Here is a 16,360-nt window from a genome sequence, read left to right as displayed (position 1 = left end):
AGCCGCTCCCAGATTCAGTTCAGTTCGCGCAGGGTCACCGACGGCGGCGCATCCAGTATCCGCCGCGTGGCGAACAGGCCCGCGGCGAGCGCCGCCAGCATGCCGATGCCGCCGCCGGCCGCGGCCAAAGCCCAGTTCGGTTCCCAAGGCAGATCGAATACGCGTTCGGCGACCACCCCGGACAGCACCGAGGCCGCGATCGCGGCGACCAATCCGGACAACAGGCCGATCGCCGCGAATTCCGAGGCTTGCGCCAAACGCAACTGGCGCCGGCTGCCGCCGAGCACGCGCATCACTCCGCCTTCCAGCAAACGCTCGTCCTGGCTGGCGCTGATCGCCGCCAGCAGCACCAGCACGCCGGCGGCCAGCGAGAACCAGAACACCACTTGCACCACTTTCGACACCTGGTCGCCGGTGCTGCGCACCTGCTTGAGCACGGCGTCGACGTCGATCACCGACAGGTTCGGGAAACGCTGCACCAGATCGGCGGTGAAGCGGTTCCGCTGCGGCGGTACGTTGACCGCGGTGATGTAGCTGGCCGGATAGCCGTCCAGCGCGCCGGGCGAAGCGAGCACGAAGAAGTTGGGGCGGAAGCTTTCCCATTCCACGCTGCGCAGACTGGTGATCGGCGCTTCCAAGCGCTGTCCGGCGATGTCGAACGCGATGCGGTCGCCGACCTTCCAGCCCAGCGACTGCGCGTAGCGCTCTTCCACCGAGAATTCCGGCTTGGCCGGCTTGCCCGTCCAGAACTTGCCGGCGACCACCTTGTTGTCGTCGCGCAGCGCGTCGGCCATCGACAGATTGAATTCGCGGTCGGCGCGGCGCTGCGATTCGCGGTCCTGGTCCGCATCGCCGCTGCGCGCCGCGTAATCGGCGCCGCTGGTCGGCTTGCCGTTCAGCGCGACCAGGCGCGCGCGCACCATCGGCACCAGCGTCGGCGCCGGCACGCCTTGCGCGGCGATGAATTCGCGCACCGGCGCGACCTGGTCGCTCTGCACGTTGATGATGAAGCGGTTCGGCGCGTTCTCGGCCAGGGACAACTGCCAACGGTCGAGCAGGTCGGTGCGGACGAAGGTCAGCAGCAACAGCGCCATCAAGCCCAAACCCAAGGCCGACACCTGCGCGATGCTGGTGCCGGCGCGGCGGCTGACGTTGGCCAGGCCGTAGCGCAGGCTGCCGCGCATGCGCGAACGCAAGCGCCGCACCGCGACGATCAGCAGCCAAGCCAACAACGCCAACACCGACAGCGTGGCGGCGATGCCGATCAGCATCGCGCCGCCCAATACGGCCGAGCCGGCCTTCCACCACAGCAGCGCGGCCAATCCCGCGAAACCGGCGATCGCCACCGCCCACGCGCTCGGCTCGACCGCGTCCAGGTCGCGGCGCAGCACGCGCAGCGCGGACACGCGGCGCAGCGCGAGCACCGGCGGCGCGCCGAACGCGAGCAATACCGTCATGCCGACGCCGTAGCCTTGCAACGCCGGCAACCCACCCGCCGGCGGAATCGACAGTTTCATCGTCCGCGCCAACCAATCGCCGACCGCCCATTGCAGGCCGAACGCGATCAGCACGCCGATGCTGCTGGCGATCAAGCCGAGCAGCATCATCTCGCCGACGTGGATGCCGACCAGGGTTCGCTGGCTGGCGCCGAGGCAGCGCATCACCGCCGCGCCGGACAAATGCCGTTCGCTATGCCGCCGCGCGGCCATCGCCACCGCGATCGCGGCGAGCACGACCGACACCAGCGCCGCCAAGCCGAGGAAACGGCCGGCGCGATCCAGCGCGGAACGGATCTCCGGACGCGCCTCGCTGATCGTTTCCAATCGTTGTCCGCGCGCGAGATTGGCTCGGGCCGTGTCGACGAAGGATTGCACCGCGCCCGCCTCGCCCGCGACGACCAGCCGATAGCGGATGCGGCTGCCTTCCTGCACCAATCCGGTCGCAGGCAGATCGGCGAGGTTCAAGAAGACTTTCGGCGCGACGTTGAAATAGTCCAGCGCCGCATCCGGCTCCTGCAGCACCAATGCGGTCAGGCGCAATTTCGACGTGCCGATGCCGATCTCGTCGCCGACCTTCGCGCCCAACGTATCGGCGCCGGCGCGGCTCATCCATAGCGTACCCGGCGCCGGAATCGCGCCGGCATCGCGTTCGCCCCGCGCGTCGGCGATGCGGAAGCTGCCGCGCAGCGGAAAGCCTTCGCCTAGCGCGCGCAGATCGCCCAGGCGCAGATCGACGGCGGCGCCGCTGCCGACCCGGATCATGCTTTGGAACTCGACGGTGCGCGTATTGCGCAATCCGGACGCGCCCGCCGCTTCGCCGACGCGCCCGGCGATGGGCGTGTCGCCGCGCACCACCGCGTCGCCGCCCAGCAAGCGATTGGCTTCGATCGCCAAGGCCCGCTCGGCGCGGTCGGTGATGAAGCCGACCGACGTCACCGCCACCACCGCCAGCACCAATGCCGCCAACAAGATGCGGATGTCGCCCGCAGCCAGATCGCGGCGCAATTGCCGCCAAGCCAATCCAAAAAGGCCGCCGCGCCGGCTCATCCGTCCACCAGGCGGCCGCTGTCCAAACGCAGCATGCGGCCGCAACGCGATGCGAGGTGTTCGTCGTGGGTGACCAGCACCAGGGTGGTGCCGGCATCGGCGTTCATATCGAACAACAGCTCGATGATCGCCTGGCCGGTGTGCGTGTCGAGATTGCCGGTGGGCTCGTCCGCGAACAGCAGCGACGGCTGCGTCACGAACGCGCGCGCCAAGGCGACGCGCTGCTGCTCGCCGCCGGACAATTGGCGCGGATAGTGGCCCAAGCGTTCGCCCAAGCCGACTTTGCCGAGGATCGCCTTCGCCGGCGTCTCCGCATCCGCGTCGCCGCGCAATTCCAGCGGCAGCATCACGTTCTCCAGCGCGGTCAGCGACGGCAGCAACTGGAAACTCTGGAACACGAAGCCGACTTTCTCGCTGCGCACGCGCGCGCGGCCGTCTTCGTCCAGCGCCGACAAGGGCCGGCCGTCGAGCGTCACGGTACCGCTGCTGGGCACGTCCAGACCGGCCATCAGCGACAGCAGCGTGCTCTTGCCGGAACCGGAAGCGCCGACGATCGCGACGGTATCGCCCGGCGCGATCGAAAATCCGATCCCGTCCAGGATCGTCAATTCGCCGGTGGGCAGCATCACCCGCTTGCCCAATCCCGCCACGTTCAACGCCTGCGTTCGCACGGCTTCAGCTTGCGGTCTGGAATCGGCCATGATCGTCCTTATGCTTAGTCCCAGGTATTTTCCGGAGACGCGATTAATGGGTCTTAATAATCGGCGATATGCGGCTTCGCGCGGCCCGCTGCAATGGGCCATAGGTATGGCCGCGCTGGCGCTGGCCTTGGCTTGGGGCCCGCTGGCGCAGGCGCAAGCGGCGCGCGCGCCTGCCGAGGCGCCGGCCAAGACCGTATTGGTGATGGGCGATTCGCTGTCGGCCGGCTACGGTTTGTCGGCCGCGGACGGCTGGGTGTCGCTGACCGCCGAGCGCATCGCCGAAACCAGGCCGGGCTGGCGCGTGGTCAACGCCAGCATCAGCGGCGAAACCACGGCCGGCGGCGCGGCGCGCATCGTCGATGCGGTGGTGCGCCATAAGCCGGCGGTGGTGGTGATCGAACTGGGCGCGAACGACGGCCTGCGCGGTTTGCCGCTGCGCGACATGAAACGCAATCTGGCGCGGATGATCGGCGCGTCGGAATCAGTGGGCGCGAAAGTGCTGCTGGTCGGGATGCGCATCCCCCCGAACTACGGTCCGGAATACGCGCATGGCTTCGAGCGCGCCTACACCGACCTGGCCAAACTTTTCGACGTCCCCCTGCTGCCGTTCTTGCTGCAACCGGTCGCCGCCGACCGCGCTTCGTTCCAGAACGACAACTTGCATCCGGTCGCCGCGGCGCAGCCGAAGCTGCGCGATCATGTGTGGACGGCGCTGGAGCCGTTGTTGAAGTAATAGCGCCTCGATGCTGCTCCGACCACCTCCGTAGCCCGGGTAAGCGAAGCGCACCCGTGAGTTTGCGATCCGATGCGACGCTGCATCCCGGGTGCGACCTGGCCTTTTTGTAGGAGCGGCTTTAGCCGCGAGCTTTTTTCTCAATCGACGCAATGCCGCGATTTGGTGGAAAGAGCTCGCGGCTAAAGCCGCTCCTACAAAGCAACCGCAAGAGCAGCGGGGCAAGCCCCGCTCTACAAAACAAACGCGTGGATCAAGGTCCGGCGCGCCAAGGCTGCACCACCAGCAAAGTACCGCCGGCCACCAAGGCCGCGCCGGCCGCGCGCAGCGCGTCGGCTGGACGCGGCGCGTTCAGCACGCCGTAATGATCGAGCAGCAGCGACGACAGCATCTGGCCCAGCACCACCAGGCAAATGAGTCCGGCGACACCCAATCGCGGCACCAGCATCGTCGCGCTGGCGAGATACGTCGCACCCAACAAGCCCGCGCACCATAGCCAGAACGGCGCTGTCTGCAATGCCGGCGACGACGACGGGCGCGCGATCATCAACATCATGCCCAGCGCCGCAGCGCCGCCCAGGCAGGTGACGAATGCGGCGAACAAGGGGCCGCGCGTCGCCTGCCCCAGGCGCGCATTCATCAATGCCTCCAACGGCAATAAGGCGCCGATCGCCACCGCCAGCAGCCAATGTCCGGCGCCCGTGGACGTCATGCCGCGAAGCCGCCGTCGACCGCGATCGATGCGCCGGTGATGAAGCGTCCGCCGGGACCGGCCAGATGCACGACGGTCGCGGCGATGTCGTCCGCGCTGCCGTAATGGCCGAGCGCGAGCTTGGTGCGCTGCTCCTGGGCGTGATCGCCGTCGGCCGGATTCATGTCGGTATCGGTCGGACCGGGTTGCACCACGTTCGCGGTGATGCCGCGCGGACCCAGATCGAAGGCCAAGCCTTTACTGAGGCCAAGCAACGCGGCCTTGCTCATCGCGTAGAGGGTCATTTCGGGTCCGGCCACGCGCTCGGCCAGGCAACTGCCGATGTTGACGATGCGCCCGCCCTCGCCCATGTGCCGCGCGGCCGCTTGCGAGGCGACGAACGAAGCGCGGACGTGGATCGACAGCGTGCGGTCCATATCCTCCACGCTCACTTCCTGCAGCGGCCCCATTTGCGCGATGCCGGCATTGTTGACCAGGATGTCGAGCCGGCCGAATTCGCTGGCCGCGCGTTCCACGGACGCGGCGACTTCGGCCATGTCCGCGCTGTCGGCGCGGATCGCCACCGCGCGCCGGCCGGTCGCGCGGATCTCGTCGACCACCGCTTGCGCCTTGTCCTCGGCGCTGACGTAGGTGATCGCCACGTCCGCGCCGTCTTTCGCCAAGGCTTTCGCGATGGCCGCGCCGATGCCGCGGCTGCCGCCGGTGACCAATGCCGCTTTTCCTGCCAGATTCATGCCTGCACCTAATTTGTATCGAACGGTACAGAAATATAGGCCCTTGAACCGGCCGCGGCAAGGACTTATTTTCATATCGGTACAGAAAGGAGCGTTCCATGGCCGAACGCGGACGTCCGCGCAGCTTCGACCGGGACCTGGCCCTGCGCCAGGCGATGATCGTGTTCTGGGAACGCGGCTACGAAGGCGCGTCGATGGAAGCCCTGACCGCGGCGATGGGCATCAACCGGCCCAGCCTGTACGCGGCTTTCGGTGGCAAGGAGGCGCTGTTCCGCGAAGCGGTGGACTTGTACGAGCGCAGCGAAGGCGGCGTGTCGGGCCGCGCGCTGACCGACGTGCCGACCGCGCGCGGCGCGGTGGAGGCGATGCTGCGCGGCAACGTCGACGCCTACGCCGATCCGCGCACGCCCAGCGGCTGCATGATCATCCTCGCCGCGAACCTGGCCTCGACCGACAACGAAGACGTGCGCGATTTCCTCGCCTCGCGCCGCGACGCCGCGCAAGCCGCGCTCGCGGCGCGCCTGAAGCGCGGCATCGCCGACGGCGATTTGCGCAAGGACGCGGACACGGCCGCGATCGCGGGCTTCTACGGCACCGTGCTGCAAGGCCTGTCGTTCCAATCGCGCAGCGGCGCGAGCCGCAAGGCGTTACACCGAATCGTCGACAGCGCGATGGCGGCCTGGGACGCGCTGGCCGGCGCATCCAAACCGACGCGCCGCCGCGCTTCAGTCGGCTGAGGCGGTTGCGCTTGCCGCCGGCGTGCGGATGCGCATCGGCTGCACGCGGCCGTAGGTCAGCGTGCGCCACAGCCATTCCATCGGGCCGAACCGGAAACGCGCCAGCCACCAGCGGCTGAACGCCATCTGCGCGGCGAACAACACTATCCAGACCGCGAACCAGCTCGGCGTCCCGTAAACCGGTCCGAGCCCGAGACCGTACCCGTAGAACAGTGTGCTGCACACCACGGTCTGGGTGAGATAATTGCTCAACGCCATCCGGCCGACCGGCGCGAATTGGCTCAGCGCGCGCTTCCAGCGCGGGCGCAGGTACAGCAGCACGAACACCGTGCCGAAGGCGATGCCCAGCAACAGCGGACCGGAGAAACTAACCGCGGCGACCCAAACATGCGCGCCGAAGCCCTGCTTCAATGCCGGCAGCGCATCGCGCAGCGGCGCCTGCCAAAACTGCAGCGCGGTCGTCAGCAAGCCGAGCGGCAGGGTCCAGGCGAGGATGCGCTTGAACAAGGGCCGGTGCGCCGCCGGATCCTGCAACAACCTGCGCCGGCCCGCCCAATAGCCCAGCATGATGCGGCCGAGCGCGAAGCAAACCAGCATCAGGCCTCCGAACGGGAGCCACCAGCGCAGCAGCACCGCATTGCCCTCGAACGCGGCGGACAACGACGGCGAGGACAACGCGCGGTAAGCCTGCGCCATCACTTCCGCGCGCGGCGGAGACGTAGCGCCCGTATACGCGACGAAGCCGGCGCGCACCGCGGCGGTCGCGACCAGCGCCACGAAGAATCCGCCGCAGACCAGCCAGCGATCCGGCCATTTGCGCATCGGCACCAGGGCGAATCCGGCCAGGGCGTACACCAGCAAGATGTCGCCCCACCAGAACGCGGTGTGCAGCGCGCCCAGCGCGAGCAGTACGCCCATCCGGCGCAGGAACACGCGCAAGCCGTCGCCGCCGCGCGCCTGGGCGCGCTCCAACTGCATCGCGAAGCCGAAGCCGAACAGGATCGAGAACACGGTCACGGCCTTGTGCGTCAGCAGCCAAGCCAGCGCGTTCTCGGCGACCTTGTCGAAAGCCGCGCTCGAGAGCGTCGCCTGCGCTTGTTCGGTAAGGTATTCGTACAGGGAAAAAGCCGACATATTCGCCAACAGCACGCCGCAAAGCGCGAAGCCGCGCAAGGCGTCCACTAAGTCGTAGCGCTCGGAAGCGGAGATGGGCGCGGCGCGGTTGGGGTTCGTCATGAAGGAAAACTAGGCCCGGCGCGGTTGGATAGACAGGACCGGCGCCATGGAACCATTCGCCGCGCGCGATGGTGTCCTATCGATGCGAAGCTCAGGCACGGATCGTTCGCTCCGCGCGCTCGACGCGGTTGCGGCCGTTGCGCTTGGCCCGGTACAGCGCTTCGTCGGCGGCACGCAGCAATTCCTCCGGCGCATCGCCGTCGCCGGGGAAAGCGGCGACGCCGATCGAGACCGTCACCTTCGGCAGCTCGGCGCCCAAATGCCGCACGCGCATGTTCTCGACCGCGTCGCGGACCGCTTCGGCGCGCTGCGTCGCCGTTTCCGGTTCGGTCTCGGGCATGATCAGGGTGAATTCCTCGCCGCCGTAGCGGCAGGCGATGTCTTCGCCGCGCGACATTTCCTGCAGCAGCTTGCCGAAGGCGGACAACAGCGCGTCGCCGCCGGCGTGGCCGTGGACGTCGTTGAAGGCCTTGAAGCGGTCCAGGTCCAGGATCAGCAGCGACAGAGGCAATTGCCGGCGCGCGCAGCGCGACAGCTCGCGCGCCATGGCCTCTTCCAAATAGCGCCGGTTGAACAGTCCGGTCAGCGGCTCGCGGATCGACTGCATGCGCAGCCGCTCCTGCAAATACAGATTGGACAAGGCCATCGACAGCTGTTCGGCGGCGGCTTCGACGATCTCGATACGCGACAGGAAACCGGCGTCGCGATCGGACAAATAGATGAAGCCCAATTGCACGCCCTGGGCGGCGAGCGGGATGCAGGCGGTGACCGCTTCGGCCGCCGATCCGGCGACGTGGGCGCAATGCAGGCCGCCGACTTCGACGATATGCGCCTGGCCGCGGCGCAAGGCCCAGCAGTCTTCCGGCGCCACCAGATCGGTGCCGCGAGCCGCATGTTCGCCCCAATGCGCGAGGGCTTCGGCATGGTCTTGCGAATTCCGCATTCGATAGATGGTGCCGCCGATGCCGGGCAGCAGCGTCGCCAGCATCCGCGAGGTGAGCTGCAGCGCCTCGGCCGGCTCGACGCAGCTTTGCAGCATGCTGCCGTAACGGCTCAGACTCCGCAGGTCGGCGCTATTGCGCTTGAGCCGGGCCACGCCGGTATGCAACTGCTTGTTGGCGTCGGCGGTGGCCGTTTCCGCCTGAGCGCGGCGGCGCACTTCCATGACCAACAGCCAGTAAACGGCGCCGATCACCGCCAAGCCTAGAGGAACGCCGAGTAAGGCGATGGTCCGCAAGGTGGCCGCGCTGCGGTGAGTGGAAGCGGCCCGTTCGACGAGCAGGACGCGTTCGATCTCCACCATCTGCGCTTTCTGCCTGCGGATCGCCGACGACACATCCATGATCTCCTTGCCGACCATGGACTGTGCAGCGGCTAGGCCGCCGCTTTCGTACCGCGCCAACGTCTCGCCCATTTGCGCTACGCGCAACTCGATCTGCGATTGCAGGATCTTGGCCCGCACCGCCTGTTGGCGATTGTCGGCCATCAGTTCCGACAGCCGTTCGTACGATCTCGGCAAGCGATCGCGCGCGTTGCGGTAGTCGGCGAGATAATTCGCATCGCCGGTCAACAGATAGCCGCGTTGCGCGGACTCCGCATCCCGCAGGCCCGCCTCGAGTTCGTCCAGCTGGCCGATCACCGCATTGGTATGCGACACCCACTCCGAATCCTTGATCAGGCGCTGGGCGCCGAGCACGACGCCGACGCCGATGGCGAGAAAAATCAGCGCCGCGATCAATAAACCGGTCTGGGTGCGGGCCTTGACCCTTTTCATTAGGCTGCGCGACAGGGCGGGATGGGCCGATTATGCGCCGCGGCCGTCCGACCCGCCGCGAAGGCGCGTCGCAGCCGGAAAAAACGTGTCTTGCGTCACTGATTTGGCTCCGACGGGCCGTCGGACTACAACCAGCCTTTTTGTCTCGCCAACCGATAAGCCTCGATCCGATTGCCCACGCCGAGCTTGCCGATCGCCTCGGACAAGTAGTTGCGGACGGTGCCGTGCGAGAGGTGCAGTTGCGCGGCGATTTCGGCGGCGGATTGCCCTTCGCCCGCCAAGCGCAGGATCTGGCGCTCGCGGTCGTTGAGCGGATCGGCGTCGCTCCAAGCGTCGAGCGCGAGCTGCGGGTCGATCGCGCGGCCGCCGCGATGCACCTTGCGCAGCGCTTCGGCCAAATCTTCCGCCGGCGCGTCCTTCAGCAGATAGCCGGACACGCCGGCGTCGAGCGCGCGGCGCAGGAAACCGGCGCGGGCGAACGTGGTGACGATCACCACCTTGGTCGGCAAACCGTGGCGCTGGATGCGCTGCGCCAGTTCCAACCCGGTCAGGCCGGGCATCTCGATGTCGGTGATCAGCACGTCGGGCTTCAGGCGCTGCAGTTCGCGCCAGGCGCTCTCGCCGTCGGCGGCGGCGCCGAGCACTTCGATGTCGCTCTCCAACCCGAGCAACGCGGACAAAGCGCCGCGCACCATCGCCTGGTCTTCGGCCAGCAGGATCCTGATCAAGCGCGCCTCGTTGTCATACGGCGCGCAACCGCGGCGTTTCGGCGGGCGCTTCCGCCTCGGCCGGCGGCGCGCCTTCGACCGCGGGCAACGAACGCGGCGGCTTCACCGGCACCCGCACCAGCAGGCGCGTGCCCTGGCCTTTCGGCGAATCGATGCTGAGCGTGCCGCCCAGCGCCGCGACGCGTTCGCGCATGCCGCTCAGGCCGTTGCCGTCGGCGACGATGCCGCCGTCGCCGTTGTCGACGATCCGCAATTGCACCGCGCCGCCCTCGCAGGCGAAGGCGATCTGCGCCTGCGATGCGCGCGCGTGGCGGGCGATGTTGGTGACCGCTTCGCGCACGACCAAGGCCAAACCGCGCTCGATCTCGGCCGGCAAACCGGGCGGCGTTTCGTATTCCAGGTGCACCATCGAAGATTCCAGCATCAGCCGCGCGGACGCGAGCTCGGCGGCCAGGTCGGTGGCGCGGATGCCGGTGACCGCGCTGCGCACTTCCATCAGGGCATGGCGGGCGACGCGCTCGGCTTCCTCCACTTCGCGGCGCGAAGCCTCCGGATCGCGGTCGAACAGCTTGCGCGACAGTTCCAGCTTCAGCGTGATCAGCGACAGGGTGTGCCCGAGCAGATCGTGCAGGTCGCGCCCGATCCGCTCGCGCTCGGCCGTCGCGGCGAGGCGCCGCACTTCGTCGTGCGACAGCTTCAGGGCGACGTCCTTTTCCAGGTTGGCGCGTTCGACGTTGACGATGATGCCGATGATCAAGGTCATCGCCGGCACCCAGATCATGGCCTGCCAGGGATAACCCGACCAGGTCGCCACCGCTAGGAACACGGCGTTGAGCAGCGCCACCTGGACCAGATAGCCGAACAGGAAACGGTTGCGGAAAGTGCGCAGCATCACGCAGCCGAACACGAAATAGCTGATGCCCGCCGGATAGACCGGCATCAGCACCAGGCACAGCGCCACCATGCCCAAGGCGTAGCGATAGGAAGTGCGCCGCGGCGCCAGCAAAGTCTTCGCGTACAACGCGACGAAGACCGGATACGTCACCGCGGTGATCGCGAGCCAGCGCCAGGTGTAGCCGCTGCCGAACAAGGGCGTGATGAACACCCACACCGTCCACAGCAGATGCACGCCGTCGGTCCACGGCGATTTCTGCCGGCGCATGATCTCGGCCGCGGACGAATCCGGCGCGGGCTTGAACCAGGCGGCGAGGAAAGCGGGAATCACGCGGGTTTCCGGGCGAGGCGTGGGCGGATCATGCCATTTCAGCCGTAGCGGCGCAGGCGCCGCGCCGCCAGCAGCAGGAAGCCCGCGGTGAAGCCGAGCAGGATCAACGCATGCGGCCAACCCGGGCCGGTATCGAAACCGACCGCGGACTGCGACAGCGCGTTCAAGTGGTAGCTCGGCCACATCGGCGCCAGCTGTTGCAGGAACTTGGGCAGCACCGACAGCGGGAACCAGAGTCCGGACAGGAAAGCCATCGGCAGGTACAGCAGGTTGACCACCGCCGGCGCGCCATGGCCTTTGACCAGCGTGCCCAGCAGCAGGCCCATCGCGCAGAACGGCAGCACGCCGAGCACGTCGGCGACGAACAGGCGCGCTATCTGCGCCGGCTCCAATCGCACATGGCCGGCGAATACGGCCAGCGCGAGCAGCAGCACGATGATGATGGCGGCCACCAGCATCGCCATCGCCATCTTGCCCAGCAGATACGCCGCCGGCGGCATCGGCAACGCGCGCTTCAAGGTCAACAGGCCGTTGTCGCGTTCCAGCGCCAGCGACATGCCGAAACCGAACAGGCCCGGCGCCATCACGCCGAAAGTACCGTACGCGGCCAGCAGGAAGCGCGGCGCGTCGGGATTGCCGCGCTGGCCCAGGACGACGCCGAACATGGTGTAGAAAACCAGCGGGAACAGCAGCGTCGGCAGCATGAAGCTCGGGCTGCGCAGATAGCGCAGGCACTCGGCGCGCGCTTCCTCCAGGTAAGCGCGCAGCACGCGCCCGTTGGACATGGGGGCCAGCGCGCGCGGCGGCGCGGCGGACAAGGCGATCGTTTCCATCAGGCGGCCTCGCGTCGTTCGGACGCGGTGTCGTCCGCGTCGCGGGTGAGTTCGGTGAAGGCTTCGGCCAGGCCGGCGGCCTGCACTTCTAGCCCCGTGAGTTCGGCGTCGACGGCCAGCATGCGGCGCAGCAGCGCTTCGACACGGTCGCTGGACAGCCACAGCCGTTCGCCGTCCATCCGCGCTTCGACCACTTCCGGCCAAGCGCGCGCGGTCGCCAAGTCGATGCGGGTCAGGCAGCGCACGCGCTTGAGCGAGACTTTCGCGCGCAATTCGTCGACGCTGCCTTCGCTGATGATCTTGCCGCGCGCCATCACGCAGACGCGGTCGGCCAGGGCTTCGGCCTCTTCCAAATAATGCGTGGTCAGCACGACCGCATTGCCTTCGGCGATCAGATGCCGGATCGCGGCCCACAGCTTCTGCCGCGCTTGGATGTCCAAACCCACGGTGGGCTCGTCCAGGAACAGCAGCCGCGGCCGTCCGCACAGCGCCAGCGCGAATTGCACGCGCCTTTGCTGGCCGCCGGACAGTTTGCCGTAAGGGCGATCGAGCAGATCGGCCACGCCGGCCAGCTCCGCGCTTTCCTGCAACGTGCGCGGCTGCGGATAGTAGCTGGCGGTCAAGCGGATCAATTCGCCGACGCGCAACGCGGGCGGCAGCGTGGCGGTCTGCAGCATCACGCCGATGCCGCGCCGCGCCTGGATGCGCTGCGGGTCCTGGCCGAACAATTCGGCTTCGCCCGCATCGGTGCGGATCAAACCCAGCAGCAGGCCGATCGCCGTGGTCTTGCCGGCGCCGTTCGGACCCAGCAAGGCCAGCAATTCGCCGCCGCGCAGCGACAGGTCGACGCCGTCCAGCGCTTTGACCTTGCCGTACGCCTTATGCGCCCCTCGCAAACGTGCGAGCACTTCTTCTTGGCCGCCCATCGATCGCCCTCCTTCCGGACTGGCCATCAAGTTAGGCTTCGCCGGCGAGCGGCGGCAGTCGCGGCCATCAGCCATTCCGCATGACAGGCGTCAGATGACCGGGCCGGGCGACCTGCGTAGGCTTGCCGTCCACGAGAGGCCGCCTGGGGGCGCCCGCGGTGGCGGCAACGGCCGCATCCCGTCACACTTCGCCTTTTATTCCGTCCGGATAACGATGAACGCTTCCGCCGACCTGCTGAAGGAACTCCGCATCGACCGCAAGAGCGCACCGCCGCCGCCGACCTCTCGGCGCGGCTTGTGGATCGCGATCGCGGTGGTCGCCGCGCTGTTGCTGCTCGCTGGCGCGGGCTGGGCCTTCTTCGGCCGCGACAAAGGCGTGGAAGTGCGCACCGCGACGACGGTGGCGATCGGCAGCGGCGGCAGTTCGGCTTCGGTGCTGGATGCGACCGGCTATGTGGTCGCGCGGCGCATCGCCACGGTTTCGGCCAAGATCACCGGCCGGGTGCGCGAAGTGCTGATCGAAGAAGGCCAGCGCGTCGAAGAAGGCCAAGTGATGGCCACGCTCGACCCGATCGACGCCGACGCCGAACGTTCGCTCGCCAACGCGCAGCTGTCCGCCGCGCACAGCGGCGTAGAACAGATGCGCGCGCAATTGATCGAAGCCGAAGCCAACGCGCGGCGCCTGTCTTCGCTGGTGCGGCAGCAACTCGTGTCGAAGTCGCAGTACGACCAGGCCATCGCCCAGCGCGATTCGCTGCGCGCGCAATTGCTGACCGCCGAACGCAACGCGAAGGTCGCTTCCGGCCGACTGCGCATCGCCGACATCGGCGTCGACAACACCGTGGTGCGCGCGCCGTTCGCCGGCGTGGTGACGGCCAAAGCCGCGCAGCCGGGCGAAATCGTGTCGCCGCTGTCGGCCGGCGGCGGTTTCACCCGCACCGGCATCGGCACGATCGTGGATATGGATTCGCTGGAAGTGGAAGTCGATGTGGGCGAGGCCTACATCGGCCGCGTGCAGCCCAAGATGCCGGTCGAAGCCACGCTCAACGCCTATCCCGATTGGAAGATCCCGGCCGAGGTGATCGCGATCATCCCGGCCGCCGATCGCGGCAAGGCCACGGTCAAGGTGCGCATCGCGATCAAGCAGAAGGATCCGCGCATCGTTCCGGACATGGGCGTCAAGGTCAGCTTCCTGGAATCGGCCAAGCCGGCCGCGGCGCAGCAGCCGCAAGGCGTACGCGTCGCATCCGCTGCGATCGCCCAGCGCGATGGTAAGGACGTCGCGTTCGTGGTCAACGACAAGGGCGACGCCGTCGAGCAGGCCGAAGTGAAGCTCGGCCGGGCGATGGGCGACGACCGGCAAGTGGTCTCCGGCCTGTCGCCGGGCGAGACCGTGGTATTGGATCCGCCGCCGGCGATGAAGGACGGCGACAAGATCCGGTTGAAGAAGGATGAGGAAGCGCAATAAGCGCTGATTTTTTAAGCCGTCATTCCCGCGAAGGCGGGAATGACGGCTAAAGAGCGTTAAGGGCAAGACACTGGATTCCCGCCTTCGCGGGAATGACGGCCGAAGAAAGGCCAACAACGAGGAGCGTGGCGATGGCATCCCTGGTTTCGATCCGCAACCTGCATAAGACCTATCAGCGCGGCCCGGAGAAGATCGACGTGCTGCACGGCCTGGACCTGGAGATCCCCAAGGGCGACTTCGTCGCGCTGATGGGTCCGTCCGGCTCGGGCAAGACCACCCTGCTCAACCTGATCGGCGGTTTGGATACGCCGACTTCGGGCGAGATCGAGATCGAAGGCGAGCGCATCGACCGGATGAGCGCGGGCCAGCTCTCGAACTGGCGCAGCCACCACGTCGGCTTCGTGTTCCAGTTCTACAACCTGATGCCGATGCTGACCGCGCAGAAGAACGTCGAGCTGCCGCTGCTGCTGACCAAGCTCGGCGGCGCGCAGCGCAAGCGCAACGCCGAGATCGCGCTGCAATTGGTCGGCCTGGCCGATCGCGGCTCGCATCGCCCGAACGAATTGTCCGGCGGCCAGCAGCAGCGCGTGGCGATCGCGCGCGCGATCGTTTCCGATCCGACCTTCCTGATCTGCGACGAACCGACCGGCGACTTGGACCGCCAGTCCGCGGAAGAGATCCTGCAGCTGCTGCAGCTGCTCAACCGCGAACACGGCAAGACCATCATCATGGTCACCCACGATCCGAAGGCCGCGGAGTACGCGACGCATACCATTCACCTGGACAAGGGCGAACTGGTCGAATCCTCCGCGCTGGCCCACTAAGACGAGGCCGCCATGAAATACCTATCCCTGATCTGGGCGCAGCTGTTCCGCAGCAAGACGCGGACCCTGCTGACCCTGTTGTCCGTGGTCGCGGCGTTCCTGCTGTACGGGATGCTCGATTCGGTGCGCGTGGCGTTCAACTCCGGCGGCACCGTCGAAGGCGTCAACCGGCTGGTCGTGGCGTCGCGGCTGTCGATCACCCAATCGCTGCCGGTCAATCTGGAGGCGCAGATCGCGCAGGTGCCCGGCGTGCGCAAGGTGACCTACGCGATGTGGTTCGGCGGCATCTACCGCGATCCGAAGGATTTCTTCCCGAACTTCTCGATCGCGCCGAACTTCTTCGACGTCTACGGCGAGTACGACGTGCCGCCGGACCAGCTGAAGGCGTTTCAGGAGACCCGCACCGGCGCCATCGTCGGCGAATCGCTGGCCAAGAAGAACGGCTGGAAGATCGGCGACACCATCCCGCTGCAGGCCACGATCTTCCCGCGCGGCGGCAGCAACGATTGGCCGCTGCAGCTGAAGGCGATCTTCAAGGTGAAGGACCGCAAGAACATCGGCGCGGAAAACCAGCTGATGATGAACTGGAAGTACTTCGACGAATCCAACGACTACATCAAGAGCCAGGTCAGCTGGTACACGGTGCAGATCGCCGATCCGAACCAGGCTTCGCGCGTGGCCAAGGCGATCGACGCGCTGTCGGCCAACTCCGATCACGAAACCAAGAGCCAGACCGAATCGGCGTTCCAGCAGGCCTTCGCCAAGCAGTTCGCCGACATCGGCCTGATCGTGACCGCGATCATGGCGGCGGTGTTCTTCACCCTGCTGCTGCTGACCGGCAACACCATGGCGCAGGCGGTGCGCGAGCGCATTCCGGAATTGGCCGTGCTGAAGACGCTCGGCTTCAAGGACGGCACGGTGCTGGTGCTGGTTTTGGTCGAATCGGTGCTGCTGGTGGTGCTGGGCGGCTTGATCGGCCTGGGCTTGGCGGCGGTGATCATGCCCGGCGTCAGCGCGGCGAGCGGCGGCATGATCCAACTGCCGACCGTGCCCGGCCAGACTTGGGCGATCGGTTTGGTTCTGATGATCGCGATCGGCGTCGTCGTCGGCCTGCTGCCCGCCTTGCGCGCGCAGCGGCTGAAGATCGTCGACGCGCTGGCCGGACGATAAGGGGAATGCAGCG

15 protein-coding genes are annotated in these 16,360 nt (G+C 67.4%); 5 read left to right on the top strand and 10 right to left on the bottom strand.

Annotation, left to right across the window (positions count from 1 at the left end; translation table 11 throughout):
• Window positions 1-14: 14 nt before the first annotated feature.
• Both FCE95_RS10485 and FCE95_RS10480 read right to left on the bottom strand, forming a co-directional pair.
• A complete protein-coding gene (locus FCE95_RS10485; RefSeq protein WP_137266965.1) occupies window positions 15-2,546 on the bottom strand; it encodes an ABC transporter permease in 2,532 nt (843 codons plus the stop codon).
• Window positions 2,543-3,247, bottom strand: a complete 705-nt coding sequence (locus FCE95_RS10480) for an ABC transporter ATP-binding protein (RefSeq protein ID WP_137266964.1) — start codon at window positions 3,245-3,247, stop codon at window positions 2,543-2,545. Before FCE95_RS10480 ends, FCE95_RS10485 begins: the two co-directional genes overlap by 4 nt.
• A gap of 46 nt (window positions 3,248-3,293) precedes the next feature.
• On the opposite strand from FCE95_RS10480, the gene FCE95_RS10475 reads away from it, so the two are divergent.
• A complete protein-coding gene (locus FCE95_RS10475; RefSeq protein ID WP_223266855.1) occupies window positions 3,294-3,980 on the top strand; it encodes an arylesterase in 687 nt (228 codons plus the stop codon).
• Between the two features lie 253 nt (window positions 3,981-4,233).
• On the opposite strand, the gene FCE95_RS10470 is transcribed toward FCE95_RS10475, so the two are convergent.
• On the bottom strand, window positions 4,234-4,692 hold the full coding sequence (locus tag FCE95_RS10470; protein ID WP_137266963.1) for a DMT family transporter: 459 nt from the start codon (window positions 4,690-4,692) through the stop codon (window positions 4,234-4,236).
• Window positions 4,689-5,426, bottom strand: coding sequence for a 3-oxoacyl-ACP reductase family protein (locus FCE95_RS10465; RefSeq protein WP_137266962.1), 738 nt, complete (start codon window positions 5,424-5,426; stop codon window positions 4,689-4,691). Before FCE95_RS10465 ends, FCE95_RS10470 begins: the two co-directional genes overlap by 4 nt.
• Before the next feature lie 98 nt (window positions 5,427-5,524).
• Here FCE95_RS10465 and FCE95_RS10460 point away from each other — a divergent pair, with 98 nt between their 5' ends.
• Window positions 5,525-6,163, top strand: a complete 639-nt coding sequence (locus FCE95_RS10460; protein WP_137266961.1) for a TetR/AcrR family transcriptional regulator — start codon at window positions 5,525-5,527, stop codon at window positions 6,161-6,163.
• On the opposite strand, the gene FCE95_RS10455 is transcribed toward FCE95_RS10460, so the two are convergent.
• From FCE95_RS10455 to FCE95_RS10430, 6 genes are all read right to left on the bottom strand, one after another.
• A complete protein-coding gene (locus tag FCE95_RS10455) occupies window positions 6,152-7,399 on the bottom strand; it encodes a DUF418 domain-containing protein (protein WP_137266960.1) in 1,248 nt (415 codons plus the stop codon). The genes FCE95_RS10460 and FCE95_RS10455 overlap by 12 nt on opposite strands.
• A gap of 91 nt (window positions 7,400-7,490) precedes the next feature.
• On the bottom strand, window positions 7,491-9,188 hold the full coding sequence (locus FCE95_RS10450; protein ID WP_425481304.1) for a sensor domain-containing diguanylate cyclase: 1,698 nt from the start codon (window positions 9,186-9,188) through the stop codon (window positions 7,491-7,493).
• 110 nt (window positions 9,189-9,298) lie between these two features.
• The gene (locus FCE95_RS10445; protein ID WP_137266958.1) at window positions 9,299-9,901 is read right to left on the bottom strand and encodes a response regulator transcription factor; all 603 of its coding nucleotides are present in this window, start codon (window positions 9,899-9,901) and stop codon (window positions 9,299-9,301) included.
• Between the two features lie 13 nt (window positions 9,902-9,914).
• Window positions 9,915-11,126 (bottom strand): sensor histidine kinase, encoded by a 1,212-nt coding sequence (locus tag FCE95_RS10440; RefSeq protein WP_137266957.1) that lies wholly within the window; start codon window positions 11,124-11,126, stop codon window positions 9,915-9,917.
• A gap of 38 nt (window positions 11,127-11,164) precedes the next feature.
• Complete coding sequence (locus FCE95_RS10435; RefSeq protein WP_137266956.1) at window positions 11,165-11,959, bottom strand: ABC transporter permease; 795 nt, start codon at window positions 11,957-11,959, stop codon at window positions 11,165-11,167.
• Complete coding sequence (locus FCE95_RS10430) at window positions 11,959-12,885, bottom strand: ABC transporter ATP-binding protein (protein WP_137266955.1); 927 nt, start codon at window positions 12,883-12,885, stop codon at window positions 11,959-11,961. The genes FCE95_RS10435 and FCE95_RS10430 overlap by 1 nt, the downstream gene beginning before the upstream one ends.
• 214 nt (window positions 12,886-13,099) lie before the next feature.
• On the opposite strand from FCE95_RS10430, the gene FCE95_RS10425 reads away from it, so the two are divergent.
• The 3 genes from FCE95_RS10425 (at window position 13,100) to FCE95_RS10415 (ending at window position 16,347) form a co-directional block, all read left to right on the top strand.
• Window positions 13,100-14,353, top strand: coding sequence for an efflux RND transporter periplasmic adaptor subunit (locus tag FCE95_RS10425; RefSeq protein WP_137266954.1), 1,254 nt, complete (start codon window positions 13,100-13,102; stop codon window positions 14,351-14,353).
• A 131-nt stretch (window positions 14,354-14,484) separates the two neighbouring features.
• The gene (locus FCE95_RS10420; RefSeq protein WP_137266953.1) at window positions 14,485-15,177 is read left to right on the top strand and encodes an ABC transporter ATP-binding protein; all 693 of its coding nucleotides are present in this window, start codon (window positions 14,485-14,487) and stop codon (window positions 15,175-15,177) included.
• A 12-nt stretch (window positions 15,178-15,189) separates the two neighbouring features.
• A complete protein-coding gene (locus tag FCE95_RS10415) occupies window positions 15,190-16,347 on the top strand; it encodes an ABC transporter permease (RefSeq protein WP_137266952.1) in 1,158 nt (385 codons plus the stop codon).
• Window positions 16,348-16,360: the final 13 nt, after the last annotated feature.

This window comes from Luteimonas gilva, assembly GCF_005239095.1.
GTDB lineage: Bacteria > Pseudomonadota > Gammaproteobacteria > Xanthomonadales > Xanthomonadaceae > Luteimonas_C > Luteimonas_C gilva.
Note: the sequence above shows the minus strand (reverse complement) of the source record. Positions and strands in the feature narration are given on the sequence as shown.

What these genes read in the sequence shown, in the direction of transcription:
- FCE95_RS10485 (WP_137266965.1), bottom strand. Translation starts at nt 2,546, where the DNA reads ATGAGCCGGCGCGGCGGCCTTTTTGGATTGGCTTGGCGGCAATTGCGC.
- FCE95_RS10465 (WP_137266962.1), bottom strand. Translation starts at nt 5,426, where the DNA reads ATGAATCTGGCAGGAAAAGCGGCATTGGTCACCGGCGGCAGCCGCGGC.
- FCE95_RS10455 (WP_137266960.1), bottom strand. Translation starts at nt 7,399, where the DNA reads ATGACGAACCCCAACCGCGCCGCGCCCATCTCCGCTTCCGAGCGCTAC.
- FCE95_RS10470 (WP_137266963.1), bottom strand. Translation starts at nt 4,692, where the DNA reads ATGACGTCCACGGGCGCCGGACATTGGCTGCTGGCGGTGGCGATCGGC.
- FCE95_RS10415 (WP_137266952.1), top strand. Translation starts at nt 15,190, where the DNA reads ATGAAATACCTATCCCTGATCTGGGCGCAGCTGTTCCGCAGCAAGACG.
- FCE95_RS10435 (WP_137266956.1), bottom strand. Translation starts at nt 11,959, where the DNA reads ATGGAAACGATCGCCTTGTCCGCCGCGCCGCCGCGCGCGCTGGCCCCC.
- FCE95_RS10460 (WP_137266961.1), top strand. Translation starts at nt 5,525, where the DNA reads ATGGCCGAACGCGGACGTCCGCGCAGCTTCGACCGGGACCTGGCCCTG.
- FCE95_RS10430 (WP_137266955.1), bottom strand. Translation starts at nt 12,885, where the DNA reads ATGGGCGGCCAAGAAGAAGTGCTCGCACGTTTGCGAGGGGCGCATAAG.
- FCE95_RS10475 (WP_223266855.1), top strand. Translation starts at nt 3,294, where the DNA reads ATGGGTCTTAATAATCGGCGATATGCGGCTTCGCGCGGCCCGCTGCAA.
- FCE95_RS10480 (WP_137266964.1), bottom strand. Translation starts at nt 3,247, where the DNA reads ATGGCCGATTCCAGACCGCAAGCTGAAGCCGTGCGAACGCAGGCGTTG.
- FCE95_RS10420 (WP_137266953.1), top strand. Translation starts at nt 14,485, where the DNA reads ATGGCATCCCTGGTTTCGATCCGCAACCTGCATAAGACCTATCAGCGC.
- FCE95_RS10425 (WP_137266954.1), top strand. Translation starts at nt 13,100, where the DNA reads ATGAACGCTTCCGCCGACCTGCTGAAGGAACTCCGCATCGACCGCAAG.